Below are 21,341 nucleotides of genomic sequence, written 5' to 3'. Positions count from 1 at the left end.
TCCGGGGGATAGATCAAGCGCGCTCCTTTAGCCGACACCCATGCGAAACGAAAGCGAATGGTCGCGGGGGTCGGTGCCGGGGTGGGACCATGGGTTGGCGAAGCTGTGCGGGGGGTGAACGGACTGCCCGACCACTCCGTCACCCCGGAGTTGATCCGGGGTCCCGCTTTCTTTCGACCGTGGCAGAAGAAGCGGGACCCCGGGTCAAGCCCGGGGTGACGTTTGGCGTTCAGGCCATACTACTCCTTCGGCGCGTAGAGTTGCGCCGGGCCGGGGAAGGTCCGGTCGCGGACCTGTTCGGCATAGGTCGCGACCGAGCCGGCGATCTGTCCGGCCAGGTCGCCATAGGTCTTCACGAAGCGCGGCGTGCGTTCGAACAGGCCGAGCATATCCTCCGCGACCAGCACCTGCCCGTCGCACTGCGCCGAAGCGCCAATGCCGATCGTGGGACACGCGATGCGGCGGGTGATCTCCACCGCGATCGGTTCCACCACGCCCTCGATCACGACCGCGAAGGCGCCGGCGTCGGCCACCGCCACCGCATCGGCGACGATCTTTTCCGCCTCCGCCGCGCTCCGCCCGCGTGCGCCATAGCCGCCCAGTTGGTTCACCGCCTGCGGCGTCAGGCCGACATGGCCCATCACCGGGATGCCCCGCTGCGACAGGAAGGCGACGGTTTCGGCCATCGCCGTGCCGCCCTCCAGCTTCACCGCCGCCGCGCCGGTCGCCTTCAGCAGCATCGCCGCGCTTTCGAACGCCTGTTGCGGACTTGCCTCATAGCTGCCGAAGGGCAGGTCGATGACGACCAGCGCATGATACGACCCGCGCACCACCGCCGCGCCATGGGCCGCCATCATGTCGAGCGTGACCGGCACCGTGGAAGGCAGACCGTAGATCACCTGCCCCAGGCTGTCGCCGACCAGCAGCATGTCGCATTGCGCATCCATCAGCTGCGCCATGCGCACGGTATAGGCGGTGAGCATCACCAGCGGGGTCTTGCCCTTGGCGGCGCGGATCGCGGGGATGGTCAGCCGCTTCATCGGCGCCGGGGTGGGCGTCGCGCGGCTGGTGGCGGTGTCGATGGTGAAGGTCGTGGACATGGCCGCCGCTCTAGCCGAGCGGGATCAGCGAAGCCACCCGCGCACGATGCCGTGGCGCGCCACTCCTAGCTGCCACAGCGCGATCGCGAAGATCACCAGCGGAAACGGGACAGTCGCCGCCGCGCCCTTCCGCGCGATCAGGTCGGTCGCGGTGAAGACCCAGCCGAACTGGATCGCGACCGCCAGCAGCGACGCCGCGAACAGCCCCGCCGCCCAGCGCCGCCCGAGCAGCAGCGCGACGCTCCCCAGCAGCCCGCCCCAGGTGGCGATGCCGTAGATCCAGTCGAACCAGCCTGGCAGCGATGTGTAGAAACGGCGGTCCTGCTCGCTCATCGCCGCCAGCGCGGCCGGGCCCATCGTCACCTGGCTATAGAAGGCGAAGACGCCGATAGCGCCCCACAGCAGGAACAGGATGGCGACGATGCGGAACCAGGGCGGCGGGGTTCGGACGAACGTCGGTGCCATGTCACTCCCCACCCCTGATTCGATACGACATCGTAATGATGCTCTGTTCGGAGTGGTTAACGCACTTATTCCGCGATGGCGAATCGCCCGGCATAGGCATCGGGCTTGAACCCGGTTTCGATCCAGCCCGGCCCGACCAGCACCGGGCGGCGGATCATCGATGGCTGCGCCAGCATCAGGTCGATCGCCTTGGCCGCGTCCAGATCGGCCTTGTCGGCGTCGGGCAGCTTGCGGAACGTCGTCCCGCTGCGGTTGAGGAGCGTTTCCCAGCCGAGCGCGTCGACCCAGCCGGTCAGCGTCGCGCGGTCGATCCCGGCCTTTTTGTAGTCGTGGAAGCTATGGGCGATGCCGTGCGCGTCGAGCCACGCGCGGGCTTTCTTCATCGTGTCGCAGTTGGGGATGCCGTAGATCGTGGTGGTCATCATTGTCCTCGGTGCATGCAGACTGGGTAATAGCGACTGGAGAGCGTAAAAGCAGCACTTCGACTTCCGCCCAATAGCGGACACGCCGAAAACATGTCAGATTACCCGCATGGAGGGCATCTCGCAGCAGATCGCATTAGACTGGATCGCCTACGCGCGGCTTGACCCAAGCAAGGCGCCGGAGGATGTCTTCGAGCGTGGCTGGGTCATATGTGATGCCTCCTATCATCAGCCAGTACTGGCTTGGGAAGCCATCAAGGCTGTTGTAAGTCGCTTTTCCGAAAGCGAACTATTTACCGAACATGACACGGAAGCAAAGCGCATCCTTGCCAACACGGCCGCAGGACCTCTTGAGAGCCTTCTTGCCGAACACGCTACCCACTTCATCAAGAGCTTAGAGGTTGAAGCACGGCAGGACCGCCGCATATTTTGGACTGTTGGATGTGTTTGGCGGAACAGCATGTCAGAAGATGTTTGGACACGAGTGCAGCGAGCGGCCGGTAATATTTCCCGATAGCGTTACGGAAATTATCCGCCAAAACCTGATGTTGGCGAGGCTTCGGAGGCCACGCGCGCGTAATATATTTGCAGCTGGTGATGCCGGCGACCATCCTTAGCCCGCGTTGCGGCCGGCGCGCGGCGATAGAGGTCCGTGGCAAGTTGCGTTCGGCGACAAGCGCCGAACGCTCCCCCCCTTCACGCCGCCGCGCGATAGGGGAGCGGTTTGCGCGCTTCGGCCGATAGGTGGAAGCGGTCGACGTGATCGGCGAGTGCGGCGGCCTGGTCGGCGAGGCCGCGGGCGGCGGCGGTGCTTTGTTCGACCATCGCCGCGTTCTGCTGCGTGACCGAATCCATCTCGCTGACCGCGATGTTCACCTGATGCAGCCCCGACGACTGTTCGTCGGCGCCCTTGGCGATGGTCGCGACCAGATCGGCCAGCTCGGCGATGCGGCCGACGATCCGCTCCAGCGCGCCGCCGGTTTCGCCGACGAGGTTCACGCCGATCTCGACCTGGCTGCCGCTGGCCATGATGCGGCTCTTCACGTCGCTGGCGGCGTTGGCCGAACGCTGGGCCAGCGCGCGGACTTCGGAGGCGACGACCGCGAAGCCCTTGCCCGCGTCCCCGGCGCGCGCCGCTTCGACGCCGGCGTTGAGTGCCAGCAGGTTCGTCTGGAACGCGATGCCGTCGATGACCGAGATGATTTCGGAAATCTCGTCCGACGCGCGCTTGATCCCGCCCATCGCGTCGACCGCCTGGCGGACGATCCGCACGCCCTCCTCCGCATCGCCGCGCGTCGCCGCCATCGTCGTGTTGGCCTGCGCCGCGCCGGTCGCGGTGCGGCGGACGGTCGCGGTGATCTGATCAAGCGCCGCCGCCGTCTCCTCCAGGCTGGCGGCCTGTTGTTCGGTGCGACGCGACAGGTCGTCCGATGCGCTGCTGATGTCCGAAGCGCCGCTGCGGATGCCGCCGGTCGAATGGACCACCGCGCGCATCGCATCGTTCAGCGCGCCCATCGCCGAGTCGAAATCGGTGCCGAGCTTGCGGAACGATCCGGTCATCGTGTCGCCCAGCCGGGTGTCGAGATGCCCGCGGGCCAGCGCCGACAGCCCGTTGCCGATGGTTTCGACCACGCGCTGCTGCTCCGCCTCACGCTCCGCCGCGACGATCGCGGTGTCGCGGAAGGTTTCGAGCGCGGCGGCCATCTCGCCGACCTCGTCGTGCCGTGCCCGCCCCGGAATGGCCGAGGCGGTGTCCCCCGCCGCCAGCGCGCGCATCCGGCTCGCCACCGCCTCAACCGGTAGCGAGATCGAGCGGCCGATGCGGTGCGCACAGAAGGCGACCAGCAGCATCACCGCCAGCGCCAGCGCGCTGAGATACAGCGCCGCATCGAAGATCGCGCCGTTGACCCGATCGATATAGACGCCCGATCCGATCACCCAGCCCCATGGCGCATAGCCGGTGACGTAGGATAGCTTGGGCAGCGGTTCCTTCTGGCCCGGCTTCGACCAGTAATAGGTCAGGAACCCGGCCCCTTTGGTCTTCACGATCTGCGCCATTTCGACGAAATGGGCCTTGCCGTTGGTATCGCGGTTGTTGGTCAGGTCGGTTCCGACCAGTTCGGGCTTGATCGGGTGCATCAGCATCGTGGGATGCGTGTCGTTGATCCAGAAATATTCGGTGCCATCATAGCGCATCGCCTTCACCGCGCTGAGCGCGGCCTGCTGCGCCTGCGCACGGGTCATGCGGCCCGCGGCCTCTTCGTCGTGGAAATGCGCCACGACCGAGCGGGCGGCTTCGACCGCCTGACGGGTGCTGCGTTCAATGTCGCGGTGCATGACCGACGACAGGTGGAACAGGCTGATGCACAGCAGCGCGACCAGTCCGAGGGCGGCAACCGCCCCGATCAGATTGATGCGACCACGAACCTTCAATTGCATGCCTGCCATCCCCACCATTTCCCGTCGGGTCTGTCGCAAAATACTGAACATCACGTTTAAGAATCGGGCGATGCGCGGATCATCGTGCGACGGTCGATGCCCGTCGCATGTCGCCGCCCAGCCCCATTGACGCTTCGCGCAATCCACGATAGCCAATGCGAATGAGTATCAATAGCGAGGCTCTATGTACGATCTGATCGACCGGCCGGTAACGGTCCTGTCCCCCGGCGACCGTTTCCTGATCGATGCGATCCGGCTGTGGGTTGCGGCGCGCAGTGCCTGCCAATGTCCCGCCGCGCTGCTGGCGGCGCGCTTTGCCCAGTCGGGCGCGCTCGATGCGCTGGGCGACTTCGACGCGTGGATGACACAGCTGTCGACCCATGCGCGGGTGCCGATCCAGATCAATTGTAAATGCGGGCTTGTGACCGACGATGAATCGGTTCTCTTGACCTTGGCGCGTGATCTCGTAACGGGACGCGATGCGAAGGCGCGGACCACGCTTTCGCTGCTGGTCGCCGAAGAGGCGATCGCCCCCACTTTTTGCGCGCTGGCCCGGACGGCGGCAATGCTCGGACAGGTCGGGCTGCCGCCGGGGACCAACGTCAGGACGTAAGGATTATCGATGACCGACCGCACCGCCGTCGTCCACGGCCTCGAACCCACCAACGCGCTGAGCGTCGAGCGCGTGCGTTCGGTGCGCCACTGGAACGAGCATCTCTTCAGCTTCACCATCACCCGTCCGCCGAGCTTCCGCTTCCGCTCGGGCGAGTTCGTGATGATCGGCCTGCCCGGCGACAACGGCAAGCCGCTGCTGCGCGCCTATTCGATCGCCAGCCCGGCCTATGCCGAGGAGCTGGAGTTCCTGTCGATCAAGGTGGCCGATGGCCCGCTGACCTCGAAGCTGCAGCAGATCGTGCCCGGTGACGAAATCTTCCTCGGCAAGAAGCCGACCGGCACGCTGGTCACCGACGCGCTGAAGCCCGGTGAGCGGCTGTTCATGCTGTCGACCGGTACCGGCCTTGCGCCGTTCCTGTCGCTGATCCGCGATCCGGACGTGTACGAGATGTATTCGTCGATCGTGGTCGTGCATTCGGTGCGCCGCGTATCCGACCTCGCGTTCCGCACCACGCTGGAATCGCATTTGTCGGGCGATCCGCTGGTCGAGGATCAGGCGGCGGCGCAGTTCACCTATGTGCCGACCGTGACGCGCGAGGAATTCCACACCACCGGCCGCATCGACGCGCTGGTCGACAACGGCACGCTGTTTTCGGCGCGGATCGGCGGGGCGCAGGCGTTCGACCCGGCGACCGACCGCATCATGCTGTGCGGGTCGACCGAGATGATCCGCGACTTTTCGGAATATCTCGAAGGGATCGGGTTCGAGGAAGGGTCGAACGCGAAGCCCGGCGATTATGTGATCGAGCGGGCGTTCGTGGGGTAATCTACCCACGTTCCAACCCGCTCGGTTCGAGCAGCTTCGAACCGAGCGGAGGGTACCTAAAGGGGGCGGCACCACCGCCCCCTTTTCGCGTCAGTAGCTGACCCGCACCGTGCCCAGCACCGTGCGCGGGGCGTTGTAATAGCCCTGGTCAAAGTTCAGCGCGCTCAGCGCCTTCGCATTGGCGACGTTGCGGACATTGGCGCTGAGCGACACGCGCGGGGTCAGGTCATAGCGCGCCATCAGGTCGAGCGTCGCATAGCCGCCTTGCGTGATCCGCACCTGCTGTCCGGTGGTCGACGACACGACGCCCAGCGGTTCGAGGTACATGCGGCTCTGATATTGGCCCGACATACCGAGCTTCAGTGCAGGCAGCGCGACCGGCGCCCAGACGATGTTCAACCGGCCGGTGTTGCGCGGCACGAAGGTGCGCACCGCCTGATCCTGTTCGCCGCGGATACGCATCGCGGTGAAGCCACCGGTCGCCTGCACACCCGGCGCCAGCTGCCCGCTGACCTCCAGCTCGATCCCGCGCGAAGTGGCATCGACGCCGCGATAAAGGGTCTGGCGAATGTCCGGATCGAAGCCGGCCGCCTCCGCCGTATTCTTCTGCCGCGCCTGGAACAGTGCGACGCTGGCGTTCAGCCGGCCGCCGAGCCATTCGCCCTTCAGGCCCGCCTCCAGATTGTCGCCTTCGATCGGGTCGATCAGGCGCAGCGTGCCGCCCACCCGTTCCAGCTGGTCCTGCGGATTGAAGATCGTCGCGAAGCTTGCATAGGCGCTGATGTTGCCGGTCAGTTCGTAGGTCGCGCCGACGAACGGCAGGAAGCGCGCACGGTCGTAATTGGTCGGCGCGCCGTAGGACACGCCTTCGCTGAACGCGCGGGTGGCGTTGGCGCCGATCATCACCTTCAGCGGGTCGGCGGGGTTCAGGCGCAGCAGGCCGTACACCGTCTCGCGCCGGCTATGCGTGTCGAGGCTGCGGCTGAAGGCGGGGAAGTTCGGTTCGGGGAACGTGCCGTCGAACGCGGTCGCCAGCGGCAGCGACACGCCGATCAGCGCGTTGTCATAAGCCGAATCCTGGGTGTAGCGCTGCGCCGAACGGTTCGCGCCGAACATCACGTCATGGCTGCGGCCGAACAGCGACACGGTGCCGGTAATATTCGCATCGATCGTCAGGTTGCGCGCGAACGACCGGAACGCGCCGGGATAGCTGGCGATGCCGAGGCCGGTGGCGCGGTCGGGCGCGCCGTTCGGGCCGAAGACATAGAATAGCCGGTCATCCTCGTCGATCGCGCGGCGCTGCACCGACAGCTTGGCCGTCCAGTCGCCGAACCGGTGCGTCACGTCGCCGAACATCTGGCGGTCGGTCACATCGAAGCTGGACCAGTCGGGCGCGGTGTTGGTCGAGCGGGCAAGGTCGATGCGGGTGCCGTCGGAATAGTAAAGCGGGATCGCACCCCACATCGCCGCGCGGCTCTTGTGGTTCTGATAGCCATAGCCGGCGCTGACCACCGTATCGGGGCCAAGGTCCGCCTCGACGATGCCATAGCCGGTCCAGCGGGTCAGGCCGTAGCGGTCGAGATAGCTGTCGCCGTCGAGATAGGAGCCGACCGCGCGGGCGCGGATGCCGCCACCCTTGGTCAGCGGGACGCTGACATCGCCGTCGAGGCGCAGATTGTCGTACGAGCCATATTGAACGCTGGCGGAGGCGGCGAGGTCGCGCGTCGGGCGCTTGCGGATGAAGTTGATGACCGCCGACGGGTTGCCGGTCGACGAGAGCAGCCCCGGCGCACCGCGCACCACCTCGATCCGGTCGTACATCGCGGTATCGACCGATCCGTTCTGGATCTGGAACGGAAACGGCAGGCCGACGCCATCGATCTGGAACGTCTGAATGTCGAAACCGCGGGCGGAATAATAGAAGCGGTCGGTTTCCTGCGCCTGCACGTTGACGCCCGGCACCGTCGCCAGCAGCGCGTTGATGTCGTTGAGCTGGAAATCCTCGATCTGTGCGCGGGTCACGACGCTGACCGATTGCGGCGTCTCGCGCAGCGACAGCGGCAGGCGGGTCGCGGTGCTCTGCGCCTTCACCGCATAATCGTCGCTGCCTTCGGTACGCTGGCCGGTGACCACGATCTCCTCGCCACGCTGTTGCGGATCATCCGCAGCGATCGGGGCCGGGGTCAGCGCGGTGGCGGCAAGGAGGACGGCGATGGAGGACATGCGAAACGATCCCTGTGATGTTTCGCGTCCGCTACGGCTTCGCTATCGCTTTTGCAAGTGACTATCATTAGTCTATCGGTTGCATCTACGTCGCAATATCGATGAAACGGCCAAAGACCGTTACCCCCTGCTCCTCCAATCCGATGCGGCGGTAGAATGCCATGGCGGCATGGTTATCGGCGCGGACCATCAGCTGCAGCTTCGGCACCGATCGTGCGCGCAGCCACTGTTCCGCCGAATCGAACAGCGCGGTGCCGATCCCCTGCCCCTGCGCATCGGGTCGCACAGCGAGGTAGTAGAGCCAACCGCGATGCCCGTCATAGCCGACCATGACGCTGCCGATCGGCACGCCATCCCGTCGCGCGACGAGGATGGTCGAGGTCGCGCCGTCCACCGCGCGGGCGAAATCGGCGGCCGGGTCGTTCCACGGCCGGGTCAATCGAACCGCATGCCACAGGGCGATGATCGCCGCCGCATCGGCAGGCGTCGCGGTGTCGATCACCGGGCGATGCAGGTGCTGCCCGCCCACAGCGCGCTGACAGTGTCCTTGGCATCGTACAGTCCCGACAGGCCGCTGCTGCCGAATTCACGGCCGAGGCTGGTTTCCTCGACCGGGGCCACGATCACCGCGTCGACATCGGCGCGCTTCGATCCGATCCCGACGCCGCCCATCGTGGTCAGCCCGCGGCCGCGCGCCGACCAGCCGACGAAGCGCCCCTCCTGGAAATAGACGGCGATGCGCGGATAGGTGGCGACGTCGAGCGGCCCTTCGCCGCAATCGGCGTTGCGCGAGCGTTGCGGCAATGCCTGGGTCGCGGCCTCGACCACGCGCAGCACGACCTCCGCCGGGGTGCCGAAGGGCAGCGACCGGCTGCTCGCGCCGGCCACCGTCTGCAACCCGTCGGGCGCAAGGTTGAGCGCGACCGCGTTGCGCGCGGCGGCCTCCGCCCCCGCCGGCGCATCGCAGCGCACGAGTCGGGTCAGCCCGTCGACACCGATCAGTTCGAGGCTACCGCCGCTGCCGAGCGCGAGGCGATAACGCCGCTGTTCGGTAATTCCGCTGCGATCGCCGATCACGTCGACATCGACCGCGCCGGCATCGGCGGCGGTGATCGCGCGGGTCGGCAGGTCGGTGTCGCCCATCCGCACCGCATTCGCGGCGATGACGACGCGGCTCGCTGCCGCCGGGTTGGCAGTGCAGGCGGCACCGCTGACGTCCCAGCTGCCGACGAAGCGGGTCGGGATCGTCACCAGCGCTTCAGGGGTCGGCGTCGGCGACGGCAGGACCGGCACGTCCTCGCTCAGATTGGCCGGCGCGGGTGCCTCATCCGCCTGCCCGCATCCGGCCAGCATCGCCAGCAGCCCGATCGTCCAACGCCGCATTCGCTTTCTCCGCTTTTGTCCCCTCGCAGGACTGCCGCAATCGGCCGCGCACGGAAAGGGGCAACGCGCCGGTCAGTGCGGCGTGGTCGCCGCGTCGCGCAAGGGCGTGTTGTCGTTGGCGGCGGACGGCGGCTGCGTCGCGAAATACGCCTTGGCCGGCAGTTCGACGACCGTCACCCGCCCGGCATTGGCCTGCTCGATCGATTGGATGAAGGAGCGCGGCTTCTTCATCAGCTTCTTGTCCTCGACCACGGTCAGGCCCGACCGCCGCGCCGCCTCCGCCACGAAATGCACGCAGTTGCGGCGGTTGAGATTATAGTGCGAATCGCCCTTTTCGCCCCATTCGTCGATCAGCGAACGCACCGACGCATATTGCGCATCGCTCAGCACGACCGAGAAATGGGCGTTGCTCTTGGCGATATAGGATGGCTTCGGCCGATCGATCATGCCACCGACCGACCCCATCAGCAGGGCGGGCGTAATCGCCTTTGCGGTGAAGCCGTAGCTTTCGTTCACCGCCGGACCACCGGCATCGGGCGTACCCGCAAAGGTGAAGAAGGCATGCGGAAAATTCTGCCCAAATTCCTGCGACCAGAAGGTGATCGTCACCGCCGCCTGTGCCGGCACGATCGCGGCGAGCAAGAGCGACAGCAAGGCAGCGATGCGCAGGATCGGGCGGAACAGCCGGTTGGTCGTCATAGCTGCCTTCTTACCAAGCGCGGCGCGCCGGGAAACCCCGACGCGCCGCCCGAACCGTACCATGTGCTGGCGATCAGTCGCGGTCGTTGTGTCCGGCCAGCTTCGCTTCCTGCTCGGCGTCATAGCCCGACGATGGTGCCGGGCCGTCGCTGCCCGGCTGGAGCGCGCTGGGCGTGTCGGAGGCGTCCATCGATTCGTCGAGGCCCTGGTCGAGCTTCGCATCGCTGTCCGATTCGTCGCGATCCGTGCCGCCGGTACCGGCATCGCCACGCGCCGGGTTTGCCTCGCTCTCCCGCCCATCCGGCGCGACCGAGAGCGACGCCATGGCCTTGTCGTCGATACCGTTGGTTTCGTTGGTCATATCCCTCACTCCTTCCCCGCCCCAACAAGCGAGGACGCCGGGCGTTCCGCCCATGCGAAAAGGCCCGGCAGTTGCCTGCCGGGCCTTCCATAACGACGTCGCGAAGCGTGGGATCAGTCGCGGTTGCCCATGAACGACAGCAGGAACTGGAACATGTTCACGAAGTCGAGATAGAGCGACAGGGCGCCGAGGATCACGGCCTTGCCCGCGAAATCGGTGCCGGCGACCTGGAAATACATCGCCTTGATCCGCTGCGTATCATAGGCCGTCAGACCGGCGAACAGCAGCACGCCGACCGCGCTGATGACCAGGCTGAACACGCCCGACTGAAAGAACAGGTTCAGCAGCGACGCGACGATCAGGCCGACCAGCCCCATGATGAGGAAGGTGCCGAACCCGGTCAGGTCACGCTTGGTCGTGTACCCATACAGGCTGAGCGCCAGAAACGCGGTCGCGGTCGAGAAGAAGGTCAGCGCGATCGACGGGCCGGTGTAGCGCAGGAAGATCGTCGACATCGACAGACCCATCACCGCCGCAAACGCCCAGAACAGCCCCTGCGCCGCGCCGGTCGACAGGCGGTTGATGCCGAAGCTCATGACCATCACGAAGATCAGCGGCGAGAACATGATAAGGTACTTCAGCGCGCCGGGCTGGTAGAAGACCTGTGCGGCTGGCGACGTGTCGCCACCCCACGAGAACAACAGCGCGACGATGCCGGTCAACAGCACGCCCGAAGCCATGTAGTTGTACACCGAGAGCATGTAGGACCGCAGCCCCGCGTCGCGCGCCATGTCGGCGGTGCGGTTGCGGGTGATCGGTGCGGCCGTCGTCCGGGGATCGGACCAGTTCGCCATTGTAAACTCCTCTTCCCGGCACACATGCCGGATGATGGAAATATCGTCCGGGCAACGGGCGATTTCAAGACAAACGCGGGTAGCAACACTTTGTTACGCCGCCGGGAGGATTCACGCGTGCACCGCCTGTTCGTAGCCCTTCGCCCGCCGGCCGCCCTGCGCCGAATCCTGCTGGACATCATGGACGGCGTGGAGGGCGCGCGGTGGCAGGACGAGGCGCAACTGCACCTCACCCTGCGCTATATCGGAGAGGTCGAGCGCCCCGTCGCCGAGGATATCGCCGTTGCGTTGCAGGCGATCCATGCCCCTGCCCCCACGCTGGCACTGTCGGGTGTCGGGCGGTTCGATACCGGCGCGCGCGGCCTGGCACTGTGGGCCGGGATCGCGCCGCACGATGCAATCGCCGCGCTGCATCGCAAGGTCGACCATGCGCTGGTCCGCGCCGGGCTGCCACCGGAGGGCCGCGCCTTCCTGCCGCATGTCACGCTCGCCCGGCTGAACCGCGCGTCGGGGCCAGTCGACGGCTTCTTTGCCGCGTATGCCGGCCTGACGTCACCGGCGATGCGGTTCGACCACCTGATCCTGTATGAAAGCCATCTGGGGCAGGACGGCGCATGGTATGAACCGATTGTCCGGGTGCCGCTAGGCTGACCTGTCCCCAAACCTGAACGAGAGCCTTTCGTTTCGTTCATGAAACCGTCAGCGCGAGGATGCGTTAAGGGGCCACATCAGGATTACGGACGAAAGGAAAAACCCCATGCGCAATTTGATGATGGCACTCGCCGCCGCCTCGCTGCTGGCCCCGGTCGGCCCGACCTTCTCGAAGCACGGCATTTCGGTCGGCAAGACCGACGCCGAAGCACAGCGCCGCCACCGGTATCGTGAATGGCGCGGTCGTGACGGCCGTCGCTACTGCCGCAAGGAAAACGGCACCACCGGTCTGGTGGTAGGCGGCGTTGCCGGCGCGCTGGTCGGTCGCACAATCGATTCGCGTGGCGACCGCACGCTCGGCACGCTGCTGGGTGCCGGTGCAGGCGCGCTGGCCGGTCGTGAGATCGAGAAGAGCGGCAGCCGTGGCCGTTGCCGTTGAACCTTAACCGGTCTGACGAATTCTGAGGGGCGGGTCCGACGACGGGCCCGCCCCTTTTTCATTCGCAAAGGTTTCGCCATGATCCGCAGTGCATCCGCCCGGTATGAAGGTCTCGGCAAGGACGGCAAAGGCCACGTATCGACTCAGTCGGGCGTGCTGTCCGACCAGCAATATGGCTTCAACACCCGGTTCGAGGACGGCAAGGGCACCAATCCCGAAGAGCTGATCGCCGCCGCCCATGCCAGCTGCTTCACCATGGCGTTGAGCTTTGCGCTGGCTGGCGCCGGCTTTAGCGACGGCACGCTGGAGACCACCGCCAAGGTGACGCTGGACAAGGATGGCGACGGGTTCAAGGTCACGAAGTCGGCGCTGACGCTCAACGCCAACGTCCCCGGCATCGACCAGGCGAAGTTCGAGGAAATCGCGGCCGGTGCCAAGGCCGGTTGCCCGATTTCGAAGCTGCTGAATGCGGACATCACGCTGGAGCACACGCTGACGGCGTAATGCTTCGGTCTGGGGCGGCAGGCTTGCCCGCCCCTCCCCGTCACCCCGGACTTGATCCGGGGTGACGCATATCTGATCGTACCGCTTCTCTATCGGGCGTCGGCTCGGCGTTTTCGCGAAGCCTTCACCCTTTTCGCGCTACACCGGCCGACAATGCTGCGTGTCCTGACCCTCGCCACCCTGTTCCCCGATGCCGTGCGGCCCAATTTCGGGGTGTTCGTCGAACGCCAGACGCTGGGGCTGGCCGCACTGGAAGAGGTCGAAGTGCGGGTGGTCGCACCGATCGGGTTGCCCCCCTTTCCGCTGTCGCTGCACCCCGCCTATCGCGCCCTGTCGGCCCTGCCGCAGCGCGAGGTGTGGAAGGGCTTGCGCGTCGAGCGTCCGCGCTTCCTGAACCTTCCTGCGACGCAGGGACGATTCCATGTCGCGGCGCTGGTGCGGCGGTTGCTGCCGATGCTGACCCGGCTGCGCGAGAGTTTTGCGTTCGACGTGATCGATGCGGAATTCTTCTTTCCCGATGGCCCGGCGGCGGTCGCGTTGGGCAGGCATTTCGGCGTGCCGGTGTCGATCAAGGCGCGCGGGGCCGACATTCACCATTGGGGCCACGCCCCCGCCACCGCCGCGCAGGTTCGTGGCGCAGGCCAGGCCGCCGACGGGCTGCTGGCGGTGTCGCAGTCGATGGCCGACGATATCGCCGCCGCCGGGATCGACCGCCCGGTTCGCGTGCATCGCACCGGCATCGACCGCACCCGATTCGGCACGATCGATCGCGCGACCGCCCGGCAGCGGCTGGGGGTCACCGGGCCGCTGGTCGTGTCGCTGGGGGCGTTGATCCCGCGCAAGGGCCACCGGATCGTGCTGGATGCGGTGGCGGCGTTGCCCGGTGTCGCGCTGTGGATCGTCGGCGGCGGGCCGGATCAAGCGGCTCTGGCGGCGCGGATCGCGGAACTCGGCATTGGCGACCGGGTGAAGCTGACCGGGCCGATGCCGCATCGCGACCTGCCCGATCTGCTGGCGGCGGCCGACGTCATGGCGCTGGCATCGTCATCGGAAGGGCTGGCCAATGCCTGGGTCGAGGCGCTGGCGAGCGGGACGCCGATCGTGATCCCCGATGCCGGGGCCGCGCGCGAAGTGGTGGCAGTGCCGGCGGCGGGCCGGATCGTGGCACGCGAATCAAGCGCCTTCGCGCAGGGGATCGCGGCGGTCCTGTCGCAGCCGGTCGACGGACAAGCGACGCGGGCGGTGGTCGATGCGTTCAGTTGGGAGCGCAATGCGGCGGAGTTGCGCGAGCATCTGGCAGGGTTGGTCGCAGGGCGGTCGCTCGCCGCTCCCGTCACGCCGAACTTGCCCTGAGGATCGCTCTCGACCGATCCGGAGAACGATAGCGGCATGGGGCTTACCCCCCGTCAGAGCGGGTAGAACGCCGCCGCGATCTGTCGCCCTTCGTCGCGCAGCACGCCCCAGGCGCGGGCCGCCGCGCGGCTGTCCATCGCCTCGATCCCCAGCCCCAGCGCGTCGAGCTGACGGACCAGCGCGCGCGGCGGCTGGCGCAGCGTCGCGCCGGTGCCGAGCAACAGGAATTCGGGTTGCATCGCCAGCACCGACGCCAGCACATCGGCATCGAGCGCGTCGAACGCCGGCGGCTCCCACAAATCCGCGCGCTGCGGGGTCATCAGCAGCGCGGGATAGATGCCGTCATCGACGCGGAACCCGGCCGTCGTCAGGCCGGAGACGACCGGGCCGTCGCCCTTGCGGACCCGGTCGATCTTCACCGCGACGCCTTGCCCGGCGCCGGGTCCTTGACCGTGCCCTCACCCACCGGCGCACCGGGCTTCAGCCCGAGCGTGATGAGCAGCGACGACGAGACGTAGATCGACGAATAGGTGCCGACGATCACGCCCAGGATCATCGCGGCGGTGAAGCCACGCAGCACATGGCCGCCGAACACGATCAGCGCGGTGAGCGCGAGCAGGATGGTCAGCGAGGTCATCACCGTACGCGGCAGCGTTTCGTTGACCGACAGATCGATCAGCTCGCGCATCTCCATCTTGCGGAACTTGCGCATGTTTTCGCGGATACGGTCGTCGATCACCATCTTGTCGTTGATCGAATAGCCGATGATGGTCAGCACGGCGGCGACGATGGTCAGGTCGAACGGCATCTGCGTCAGCGCGAAGAAGCCGAGCGTCATCAGCACGTCGTGGATGATCGCGACGGCGGTCGAAATGCCGAACTGCCACTCGTAGCGGAACCACGAAAACACCGCGATGCCGACGATCGCCAGCAACACCGCCAGCACGCCGTTAGTCACCAGTTCGTCGGACACCTTGCCCGACACGGTGGAATAGTTGCTGAAGGTCGCACCGGGAAATTCGGTCGACAGCGCCGACTTCACCCGTTCGACCAGCCGGTCGGTCGCACCCGAATCACCTTCGGGCACCGGCAGGCGGATCGACACGAGGGTCGGATCGCCGAACTGCTGGATCGCGGGTTCGCCCACCCCCAGCCGTTCGATCGTGGCGCGCACCTTGTCGATCGCGGGCGGCGAGGCAAATTTTTCCTCGATCGCGACGCCGCCCATGAAGTCGACGCCGAAATTGAGGCCCCGCACGAACACCAGCCCGACCGCCAGGATGCTGAGGATCAGCGTTACGGTGAACGCGAGCTTGCGCACCGCGACGAAGCGGATGTTGGTATTGTCGGGAACCAGCTTGATGAGACGCATGACGCCGGGGCCTTAAATGGTGATGTCGGTCGGACGATGGCGGCGCATCCATCCGGCAACCAGCATCCGCGTGAAGGTAACGGCGGTGAACACCGAGCTGGCGATGCCGAGCAGCAGCACGACCGCGAAGCCGCGGATCGGGCCGGAGCCGAGGATCAGCATGATGAGCCCCGCAATGGCGTGGGTCACGTTCGCTTCGAAGATCGTGCGGCTCGCTTCCTTGTAGCCCAGCTCCAGCGATTGCAGCACGCTGCGCCCCCGCCTGCGCTCTTCGCGGATGCGTTCGTTGATGAGCACGTTGGCGTCGACCGCGGTGCCGATGGTCAGCACGAAGCCGGCGATACCGGGCAGCGTCAGCGTGGCCTTCAGGAACGCCATGACCGCCAGGATCATCAGGATGTTCAGCACGACCGCGATGGTCGAATAGATACCGAACCGGCCATAGGTCATGACCATGAAGGCGATGACGGCGATGGTCGCGATGATCGCGGCGGTGACACCCGCCTTGATCGAATCGGCCCCCAGTTCGGGGCTGACGGTGCTTTCCTGCACGACGGTCAGGTCGACCGGCAGCTTGCCCGAACGCAGCGCGATCGAGAGCTGGTTGGCCGAATCGACGGTGAAGCCGCCGCTGATCGTGGCGCTGCCACCCAGGATCGGTTCGTTGATGTTCGGCGCGGAGATGACCGAATTGTCGACGATGATCGCAAACGGCTTGCCGGTGTTTTCCTGCGTCACCTTCGCGAAGCGGCGACCGCCCTCGGCATTGAAGTTGATCGTGACGTTGGGCTGGCTGTTCTGGTCATAGGTCTGGCGCGCATCGGCGAGCTGGTCGCCCGAGATGATCGTGGTGCGCTTGACCGCGATGCCGCCGCCCTGCGCCGGATAGGGCAGGATCTGGCTGCCGGCCGGGGCCTGCCCGCGCGCAACGGCGGCGGGATCGGCGGTCAGGTCGACGAGCTTGAATTCCAGCCGCGCGGTCTTGCCGAGCAGTTCCTTCAGCGCCTTCGGATCGGACAGGCCTGGTACCTGCACGACGATGCGGTTGCTGCCCTGCTGGATGATGGTCGGTTCGCGCGTGCCCAGTTCGTCGATGCGGCGACGCACGACCTCGGTCGCGTCCTTCATCGCATTTTCGACTGCGAGCTTCAGGCCGGCCTGCGTCGGGGTCAGGACGAAGCGCGTGGTATCGCGCACCTCGATGTCCCATTCGCGCTGGCCGGTCATCCCCGCCCCGCCGCCGGTGAGGCTCAGCAGCTTTTCGCGCGCGGCGTCGACCTGTGCGGCATCGCGGACCATGAAGCTGATCTGCCCGCCGCGGGTCGAGATATCGCCGACCGCAACGCGCGGATTGCGGCGCATCTCGGTCGCGATCATCTCGCGCATCGCTTCGACCCGCGTCGCCGCGACGTCCTGCGTCTGCGCTTCGAGCAGGATGTAGCTGCCGCCGGCAAGGTCGAGGCCGAGGTTGATCGTCTGCGACGCATACCAGTTCGGCAGCTTCGCACGCATCGCCTCGGGCAACAGGCTCGGCACCGCGAACAGCGACAACAGGATCACGGATGCCCAGATGGCGATCCGTTTCCAGCGGGGAAAGTCGAGCATCAGTCGTTCGCGGGCTTGGCGCCGGCGGGCGGCGTGACTTCGGCGATGGTCGCCTTCACCACGCGGACGCGGGTGTTGGCGGCGATCTCCACCTCGACGAACGTGTCCTCGACCTTGATGACCCGGCCGATGATGCCGCCGGCGGTGACGACCTGATCGCCACGCTTCACGGCGGCGATCGACGCCTGCAGCGTCTTCATCCGCTTCGACTGCGGACGGATCAGCAGGAAGTAGAAGGCGACGAAGATCAGCAGCAGCGGCGCGATGCCGATGAGCGTGCCGAGGAAACCACCCGAAGCCGCAGGGGCGGCAGCGGTCTGGGCGAAAGCGGAAGGTACGAGCATTGCTGGCCTGAATGTCCGAAAAAGCGGACGCCGCGAACACGGCATCCTGTCAACTGCGGGCAGCTATCATCTGCGCAGGTCCCACGCAACATTTGCCCTTGTCGACGCTTCGGGCTTGCATGCCGACGAAACCGGGCCTAAAGGCACGCCCTCTCTGATCGGGGCGTAGCGCAGCCTGGTAGCGCATCACACTGGGGGTGTGGGGGTCGCAGGTTCGAATCCTGTCGCCCCGACCAGAGACATCAGCCACTAGCGCTGATGAGAGCCGGGCCGCAGATGGCTGGCAATCACTCTTTCGGGTCGGAACCACCCGATTCGCCTCCCATGCGAACATACTGCGCCGCATAGCAGCTGCCGCGGTTAGCGCCTCCTGCTGAGGCACCCTCCTGCCGATGCAACGACAGCCTTCGCACCCATCGATTGCGTCCAGCGACGAAGCCGCGTCAGGCCCGCCTGCGAGCGCGAGCACGGAGGACGAAAGGCACGTAGGGCGACCCCGCCGCTGCGACGGATATATTTCCCGCCGTTCCAACCGCGTCCTTAACACCCCGGTAACGCCCCCCGCCATACAGCGGCCTCGCTCCGTCCTGCACGGCGCACGGGGGATGGGCGATGCATGTCGCCGTGTAATTTTGGGGGAAAATTCTAGGTGGTTGTGATTCATTCGGCTCGTGGCGCGCTGCGCCTCGGCATCTCGACGGCGGCGTTGCTGGCCGCGACCGCGTTTCCGGCGCTGGCCCAGGATGCAGTACCAGCACCGGCGGCAGCCACTGCCGAACCGGTGGTCGAGGATACGACGGCGGCACCCGTCGCGCAGGTGCCGGCAGCACCGGCCCCCGATGCCGGTCTGCCCGCCACCATCATCGTCACCGGCACGCTGTTCCGCGATTCGAACGCCAGCTCGATCTCGCCGGTAACCGTGCTCAGCGCCGAAACGCTCGAACGCGCGAACATCACCACCGCGCAGGACGCGATCCGCTCGGTCTCGGCCGACAGCGCCGGGTCGATCTCGACCGGTTTCCGCAACGGCTTTTCGGCCGGTGGTGCCGCGGTGTCGCTGCGCGGCCTGGGCGTATCGTCGACCGTCGTGCTGATCGACGGGCTGCGCTCGGCGAACTTCCCGCTGAACGACGATGGCCATAACGCCTATGTCGACCTGAACTCGATCCCGTTCAGCATCGTCGACCGGATCGAAGTGCTGAAGGACGGCGCCTCGTCGACCTATGGCGCGGACGCGATCGGCGGCGTCGTGAATCTGATCAGCAAGAAGAATTTCCAGGGCGTCGAAGGATCGGTGCAGGGCGGCACCACCGAAAAGGCCGATGGCTCGCGCTACCGCGCCACGCTGACCGCGGGCTATGGCGACTACAAGGAACAGGGGTTCAATTTCTACCTGAACGGTGAATATACCTACGACGCCTACATCACCAACAATTCGCGCGGTTACCCGTTCAACACGCTGGACCTGCGGCCGAGCGGCCTGAGCGACCGCAACCTGAACGACGAATCGCTGACCGCGCAGAACCCGCAGGCCGTCGTCGTCCGCGTCAGCCAGAGCGACCTGAACAACCCGCTGTCGGGCAAGATCGGTTCGCCGCTGACGACCCAGTATCAGCTGCTCAATCCCGGTTCGTGCCCGTTCGGCACCTACACGGTGAATACGACGACCGCACGCGGGACGGCATGCGCGCACAACATCCCCGGTGAATATTCGATCATCCAGCCGCAGCAGCAGCGCTATTCGACCACCGGTCGCCTGAGCATCCGGCTGAGCGACAACCTCGAGATGTTCGCCAGCGGCAGCTATTCGCATTCCGAAGTCGACATCAAGGGCGCCCCGACCGGCATCCGCCAGACCCAGCCCTTTGGCGGGTCGGCGGCGCTGGCATCCAGCAGCCCCGGCATCGTGCTGCCGGTCTATATCTGTGCGGCCGGCACCAACTGCGCGACGGCGGCGGATCGGCGACTGAACCCGAACAACCCCTATGCCGCGGCCTTTGCCGCCAATCCGGGCCAGGGTGCGGCGCGCATCTATTACTCATTCGGCGACATTCCGGCGAACAGCCACCGCTATGTCGACGTATTTCGCACCACGGCGGGCATTTCGGGCGACCTGGGCAGCGGGTTCAAGTTCCGCCTGAACGGCGTCTATGCCCGCGACAACTTCGCCGTCACGCAGCGTGGCTTCCTGAATATTCAGGGGCTGCTGGGCGCGATCAACACCGGTGCCTACAATTTCGTCAATCCGGAGCAGAACAGTGCGGCGGTGCGCGCGCAGATCTCGCCCGATCGGACCACCCCGTCCTATTCGACGGTCGCGACGATCGGCGGGTCGGTGCTGAAGGCGCTGCTGCCGCTCGGCGGCGGTGACCTGAACGTCGGGGCCGGGTTCCAGGTCCGTCGCGAAACGCTGATGAACCGCAACCAGAACCGCGACCTCAGCTATTACGGGCTGAACACGTCGTCGGCGCGCGGCGCGCAGACGGTGACCGCCGGCTTCTTCGAAATCGACGCACCGTTCGTGCGCGAATTCGACCTGAACGTCTCCGGCCGCTACGATAATTATTCGCAGGGCTACAGCCGCTTCTCGCCGAAGGTCGGCATGAAGTTCATGCCGATCGACCAGTTCTCGCTGCGTGCCACCTATTCGAAGGGGTTCCGCGCACCGACCTTTGCCGAAAACAATCCGGCCAGCAGCTATTCGGGCTTCTCGTCGTTCACGCCGCCAAACAGCTTCGTCGCGGCGCATCCGGGTAACGCCGCCTATACCAACACCTATAACATCGGCAGCGGTGCGACCGGCAATGCCGACATCCTGCCCGAAGTCTCGCGCAGCTTCTCGGCCGGTGCGGTCTTCAAGCCGGTGCGCTGGTTCAACCTGACCGTCGATTATTACAACATCAAGAAGTCGAACCTGATCGTCACCGGCCCGCGCCGCGCCGATGCGATCGCCGCCTATTACGGGCAGGCCAATTCGGCCGCCGGATGCGCCGCGCTTGCCGCGGTCGGCGAAGGCTATCGCTGCAACGTCATCGACGCGCCCGATCCCGACAATCCCAACGCCCTGCCCCGTCTGCTCGTGTTCGACGTGCCCTATGTCAACGCGAACTATCAGGTCAGCTCGGGCGTCGACATGCAGGCGAACCTGAACGTCCCCGTGAACGACCAGCTGCGCCTCATCAGCCGGCTCGACGTTACGCAGGTCATCAATCTCGACCTGGTGACCCCGGATGGCGTCGTGCAGAAATATGCCGGTACGCTTGGGCCGTACCAGCTGTCGTCGGGTGGCGGCACGCCGCGCACGCGCGGCAACTGGCAGAACTCGATCGAAGTCGGCAACCTTGCCGTGACCGCGACGACCTATTATGTCGGCCGGATCAAGCAGGTCGCGGCGGACAACATCACGCCGGTCAACGGGGTGATCGACCTGTCGTGCAGCAAGGCGCTGACCGCGCAATGCTACATCCGGCCGTTCATCTATGCCGACCTGAACGCCGCAGTGGATGTGAACGACCAGTTCCGCTTCTTCGTGAACGTCCAGAACGTGACCAACGCCCGCGCCCCGCTGGCGTCGGGTGCCTATACCAGCAATCCGAACTATCTCAGCAGCTGGCATTATGCCGGGCTGGTCGGCCGCAGCTTCAGCGCGGGCGCCAAGTTCAGCTTCTGATCCTGCCTGCACGAAC

The 21,341-nt window shown here is 66.1% G+C and carries 22 protein-coding genes and 1 tRNA gene; 9 read left to right on the top strand and 14 right to left on the bottom strand.

Translation table 11 applies throughout. The features are described 5' to 3' along the window. Positions 1-239: 239 nt before the first annotated feature. The 3 genes from panB to ASE67_RS09670 form a co-directional block, all read right to left on the bottom strand. Positions 240-1,100 carry a 3-methyl-2-oxobutanoate hydroxymethyltransferase gene (panB, locus tag ASE67_RS09680; protein ID WP_055760057.1) on the bottom strand — a complete coding sequence of 287 codons (861 nt, stop codon included), beginning with the start codon at positions 1,098-1,100 and terminating at the stop codon, positions 240-242. A 24-nt stretch (positions 1,101-1,124) separates the two neighbouring features. Further along, the gene (locus tag ASE67_RS09675; RefSeq protein WP_055760053.1) at positions 1,125-1,565 is read right to left on the bottom strand and encodes a hypothetical protein; all 441 of its coding nucleotides are present in this window, start codon (positions 1,563-1,565) and stop codon (positions 1,125-1,127) included. Between the two features lie 65 nt (positions 1,566-1,630). After that, positions 1,631-1,987, bottom strand: coding sequence for an arsenate reductase (locus ASE67_RS09670; RefSeq protein WP_055761536.1), 357 nt, complete (start codon positions 1,985-1,987; stop codon positions 1,631-1,633). Positions 1,988-2,096: 109 nt separating this feature from the next. On the opposite strand from ASE67_RS09670, the gene ASE67_RS18180 reads away from it, so the two are divergent. Further along, a complete protein-coding gene (locus ASE67_RS18180) occupies positions 2,097-2,504 on the top strand; it encodes a DUF6869 domain-containing protein (protein ID WP_156348572.1) in 408 nt (135 codons plus the stop codon). 179 nt (positions 2,505-2,683) lie between these two features. Here the strand turns inward: ASE67_RS18180 and ASE67_RS09665 are convergent, their stop codons facing one another. Beyond that, positions 2,684-4,426 (bottom strand): methyl-accepting chemotaxis protein, encoded by a 1,743-nt coding sequence (locus tag ASE67_RS09665; RefSeq protein WP_055760050.1) that lies wholly within the window; start codon positions 4,424-4,426, stop codon positions 2,684-2,686. Between the two features lie 184 nt (positions 4,427-4,610). Between ASE67_RS09665 and ASE67_RS09660 the strand changes: the two genes are divergently transcribed. Then, complete coding sequence (locus ASE67_RS09660) at positions 4,611-5,039, top strand: hypothetical protein (protein ID WP_055760047.1); 429 nt, start codon at positions 4,611-4,613, stop codon at positions 5,037-5,039. A gap of 9 nt (positions 5,040-5,048) precedes the next feature. Further along, complete coding sequence (locus ASE67_RS09655) at positions 5,049-5,867, top strand: ferredoxin--NADP reductase (protein ID WP_055760044.1); 819 nt, start codon at positions 5,049-5,051, stop codon at positions 5,865-5,867. A 90-nt stretch (positions 5,868-5,957) separates the two neighbouring features. Here ASE67_RS09655 and ASE67_RS09650 read toward each other — a convergent pair whose 3' ends face one another. From ASE67_RS09650 to ASE67_RS09625, 6 genes are all read right to left on the bottom strand, one after another. Then, positions 5,958-8,090, bottom strand: a complete 2,133-nt coding sequence (locus ASE67_RS09650; RefSeq protein WP_055760041.1) for a TonB-dependent siderophore receptor — start codon at positions 8,088-8,090, stop codon at positions 5,958-5,960. A gap of 85 nt (positions 8,091-8,175) precedes the next feature. Then, positions 8,176-8,592, bottom strand: a complete 417-nt coding sequence (locus ASE67_RS09645) for a GNAT family acetyltransferase (protein ID WP_200922197.1) — start codon at positions 8,590-8,592, stop codon at positions 8,176-8,178. Further along, on the bottom strand, positions 8,589-9,473 hold the full coding sequence (locus ASE67_RS09640) for a hypothetical protein (RefSeq protein WP_055760034.1): 885 nt from the start codon (positions 9,471-9,473) through the stop codon (positions 8,589-8,591). Before ASE67_RS09640 ends, ASE67_RS09645 begins: the two co-directional genes overlap by 4 nt. 72 nt (positions 9,474-9,545) lie before the next feature. Further along, the gene (locus ASE67_RS09635) at positions 9,546-10,172 is read right to left on the bottom strand and encodes a hypothetical protein (RefSeq protein ID WP_200909283.1); all 627 of its coding nucleotides are present in this window, start codon (positions 10,170-10,172) and stop codon (positions 9,546-9,548) included. Between the two features lie 73 nt (positions 10,173-10,245). Further along, entirely contained in the window at positions 10,246-10,533 is a 288-nt protein-coding gene (locus tag ASE67_RS09630) for a hypothetical protein (RefSeq protein ID WP_055760031.1), read from the bottom strand. 113 nt (positions 10,534-10,646) lie between these two features. Next, positions 10,647-11,387 carry a Bax inhibitor-1/YccA family protein gene (locus ASE67_RS09625; protein ID WP_055760028.1) on the bottom strand — a complete coding sequence of 247 codons (741 nt, stop codon included), beginning with the start codon at positions 11,385-11,387 and terminating at the stop codon, positions 10,647-10,649. Between the two features lie 117 nt (positions 11,388-11,504). On the opposite strand from ASE67_RS09625, the gene thpR reads away from it, so the two are divergent. From thpR to ASE67_RS09605, 4 genes are all read left to right on the top strand, one after another. Further along, positions 11,505-12,038 (top strand): RNA 2',3'-cyclic phosphodiesterase, encoded by a 534-nt coding sequence (thpR, locus tag ASE67_RS09620; protein ID WP_055760025.1) that lies wholly within the window; start codon positions 11,505-11,507, stop codon positions 12,036-12,038. A 106-nt stretch (positions 12,039-12,144) separates the two neighbouring features. Continuing rightward, positions 12,145-12,477 carry a glycine zipper 2TM domain-containing protein gene (locus ASE67_RS09615; protein WP_156348571.1) on the top strand — a complete coding sequence of 111 codons (333 nt, stop codon included), beginning with the start codon at positions 12,145-12,147 and terminating at the stop codon, positions 12,475-12,477. A gap of 78 nt (positions 12,478-12,555) precedes the next feature. Next, on the top strand, positions 12,556-12,981 hold the full coding sequence (locus tag ASE67_RS09610) for an OsmC family protein (protein ID WP_055760023.1): 426 nt from the start codon (positions 12,556-12,558) through the stop codon (positions 12,979-12,981). A 153-nt stretch (positions 12,982-13,134) separates the two neighbouring features. After that, positions 13,135-14,334, top strand: coding sequence for a glycosyltransferase (locus ASE67_RS09605; RefSeq protein WP_055760019.1), 1,200 nt, complete (start codon positions 13,135-13,137; stop codon positions 14,332-14,334). Positions 14,335-14,387: 53 nt separating this feature from the next. Here ASE67_RS09605 and ASE67_RS09600 read toward each other — a convergent pair whose 3' ends face one another. Genes ASE67_RS09600 through yajC form a run of 4 tightly spaced genes read right to left on the bottom strand, consistent with a single transcriptional unit; the run spans position 14,388 to position 17,655 of the window. Then, positions 14,388-14,753 carry an Mth938-like domain-containing protein gene (locus ASE67_RS09600; RefSeq protein ID WP_055760016.1) on the bottom strand — a complete coding sequence of 122 codons (366 nt, stop codon included), beginning with the start codon at positions 14,751-14,753 and terminating at the stop codon, positions 14,388-14,390. Then, entirely contained in the window at positions 14,750-15,706 is a 957-nt protein-coding gene (gene secF, locus ASE67_RS09595) for a protein translocase subunit SecF (protein ID WP_055760013.1), read from the bottom strand. Before secF ends, ASE67_RS09600 begins: the two co-directional genes overlap by 4 nt. Before the next feature lie 12 nt (positions 15,707-15,718). Then, a complete protein-coding gene (secD, locus tag ASE67_RS09590) occupies positions 15,719-17,311 on the bottom strand; it encodes a protein translocase subunit SecD (protein ID WP_055760011.1) in 1,593 nt (530 codons plus the stop codon). Beyond that, positions 17,311-17,655, bottom strand: a complete 345-nt coding sequence (gene yajC, locus ASE67_RS09585) for a preprotein translocase subunit YajC (protein ID WP_055760006.1) — start codon at positions 17,653-17,655, stop codon at positions 17,311-17,313. The genes secD and yajC overlap by 1 nt, the downstream gene beginning before the upstream one ends. 159 nt (positions 17,656-17,814) lie before the next feature. Here yajC and ASE67_RS09580 point away from each other — a divergent pair. Together ASE67_RS09580 and ASE67_RS09575 are read left to right on the top strand one after the other, a co-directional pair. After that, positions 17,815-17,891, top strand: a tRNA-Pro gene (locus ASE67_RS09580). Between the two features lie 413 nt (positions 17,892-18,304). Then, complete coding sequence (locus ASE67_RS09575; RefSeq protein WP_327196673.1) at positions 18,305-21,325, top strand: TonB-dependent receptor domain-containing protein; 3,021 nt, start codon at positions 18,305-18,307, stop codon at positions 21,323-21,325. Positions 21,326-21,341 lie beyond the last annotated feature (16 nt).

It is taken from the genome of Sphingomonas sp. Leaf23 (assembly GCF_001421585.1).
In the GTDB taxonomy this organism is placed as follows: Bacteria; Pseudomonadota; Alphaproteobacteria; order Sphingomonadales; family Sphingomonadaceae; genus Sphingomonas.
The sequence above is the reverse complement of the archived record's forward strand: the minus strand, read 5'-3'. Positions and strand labels throughout refer to the sequence as shown.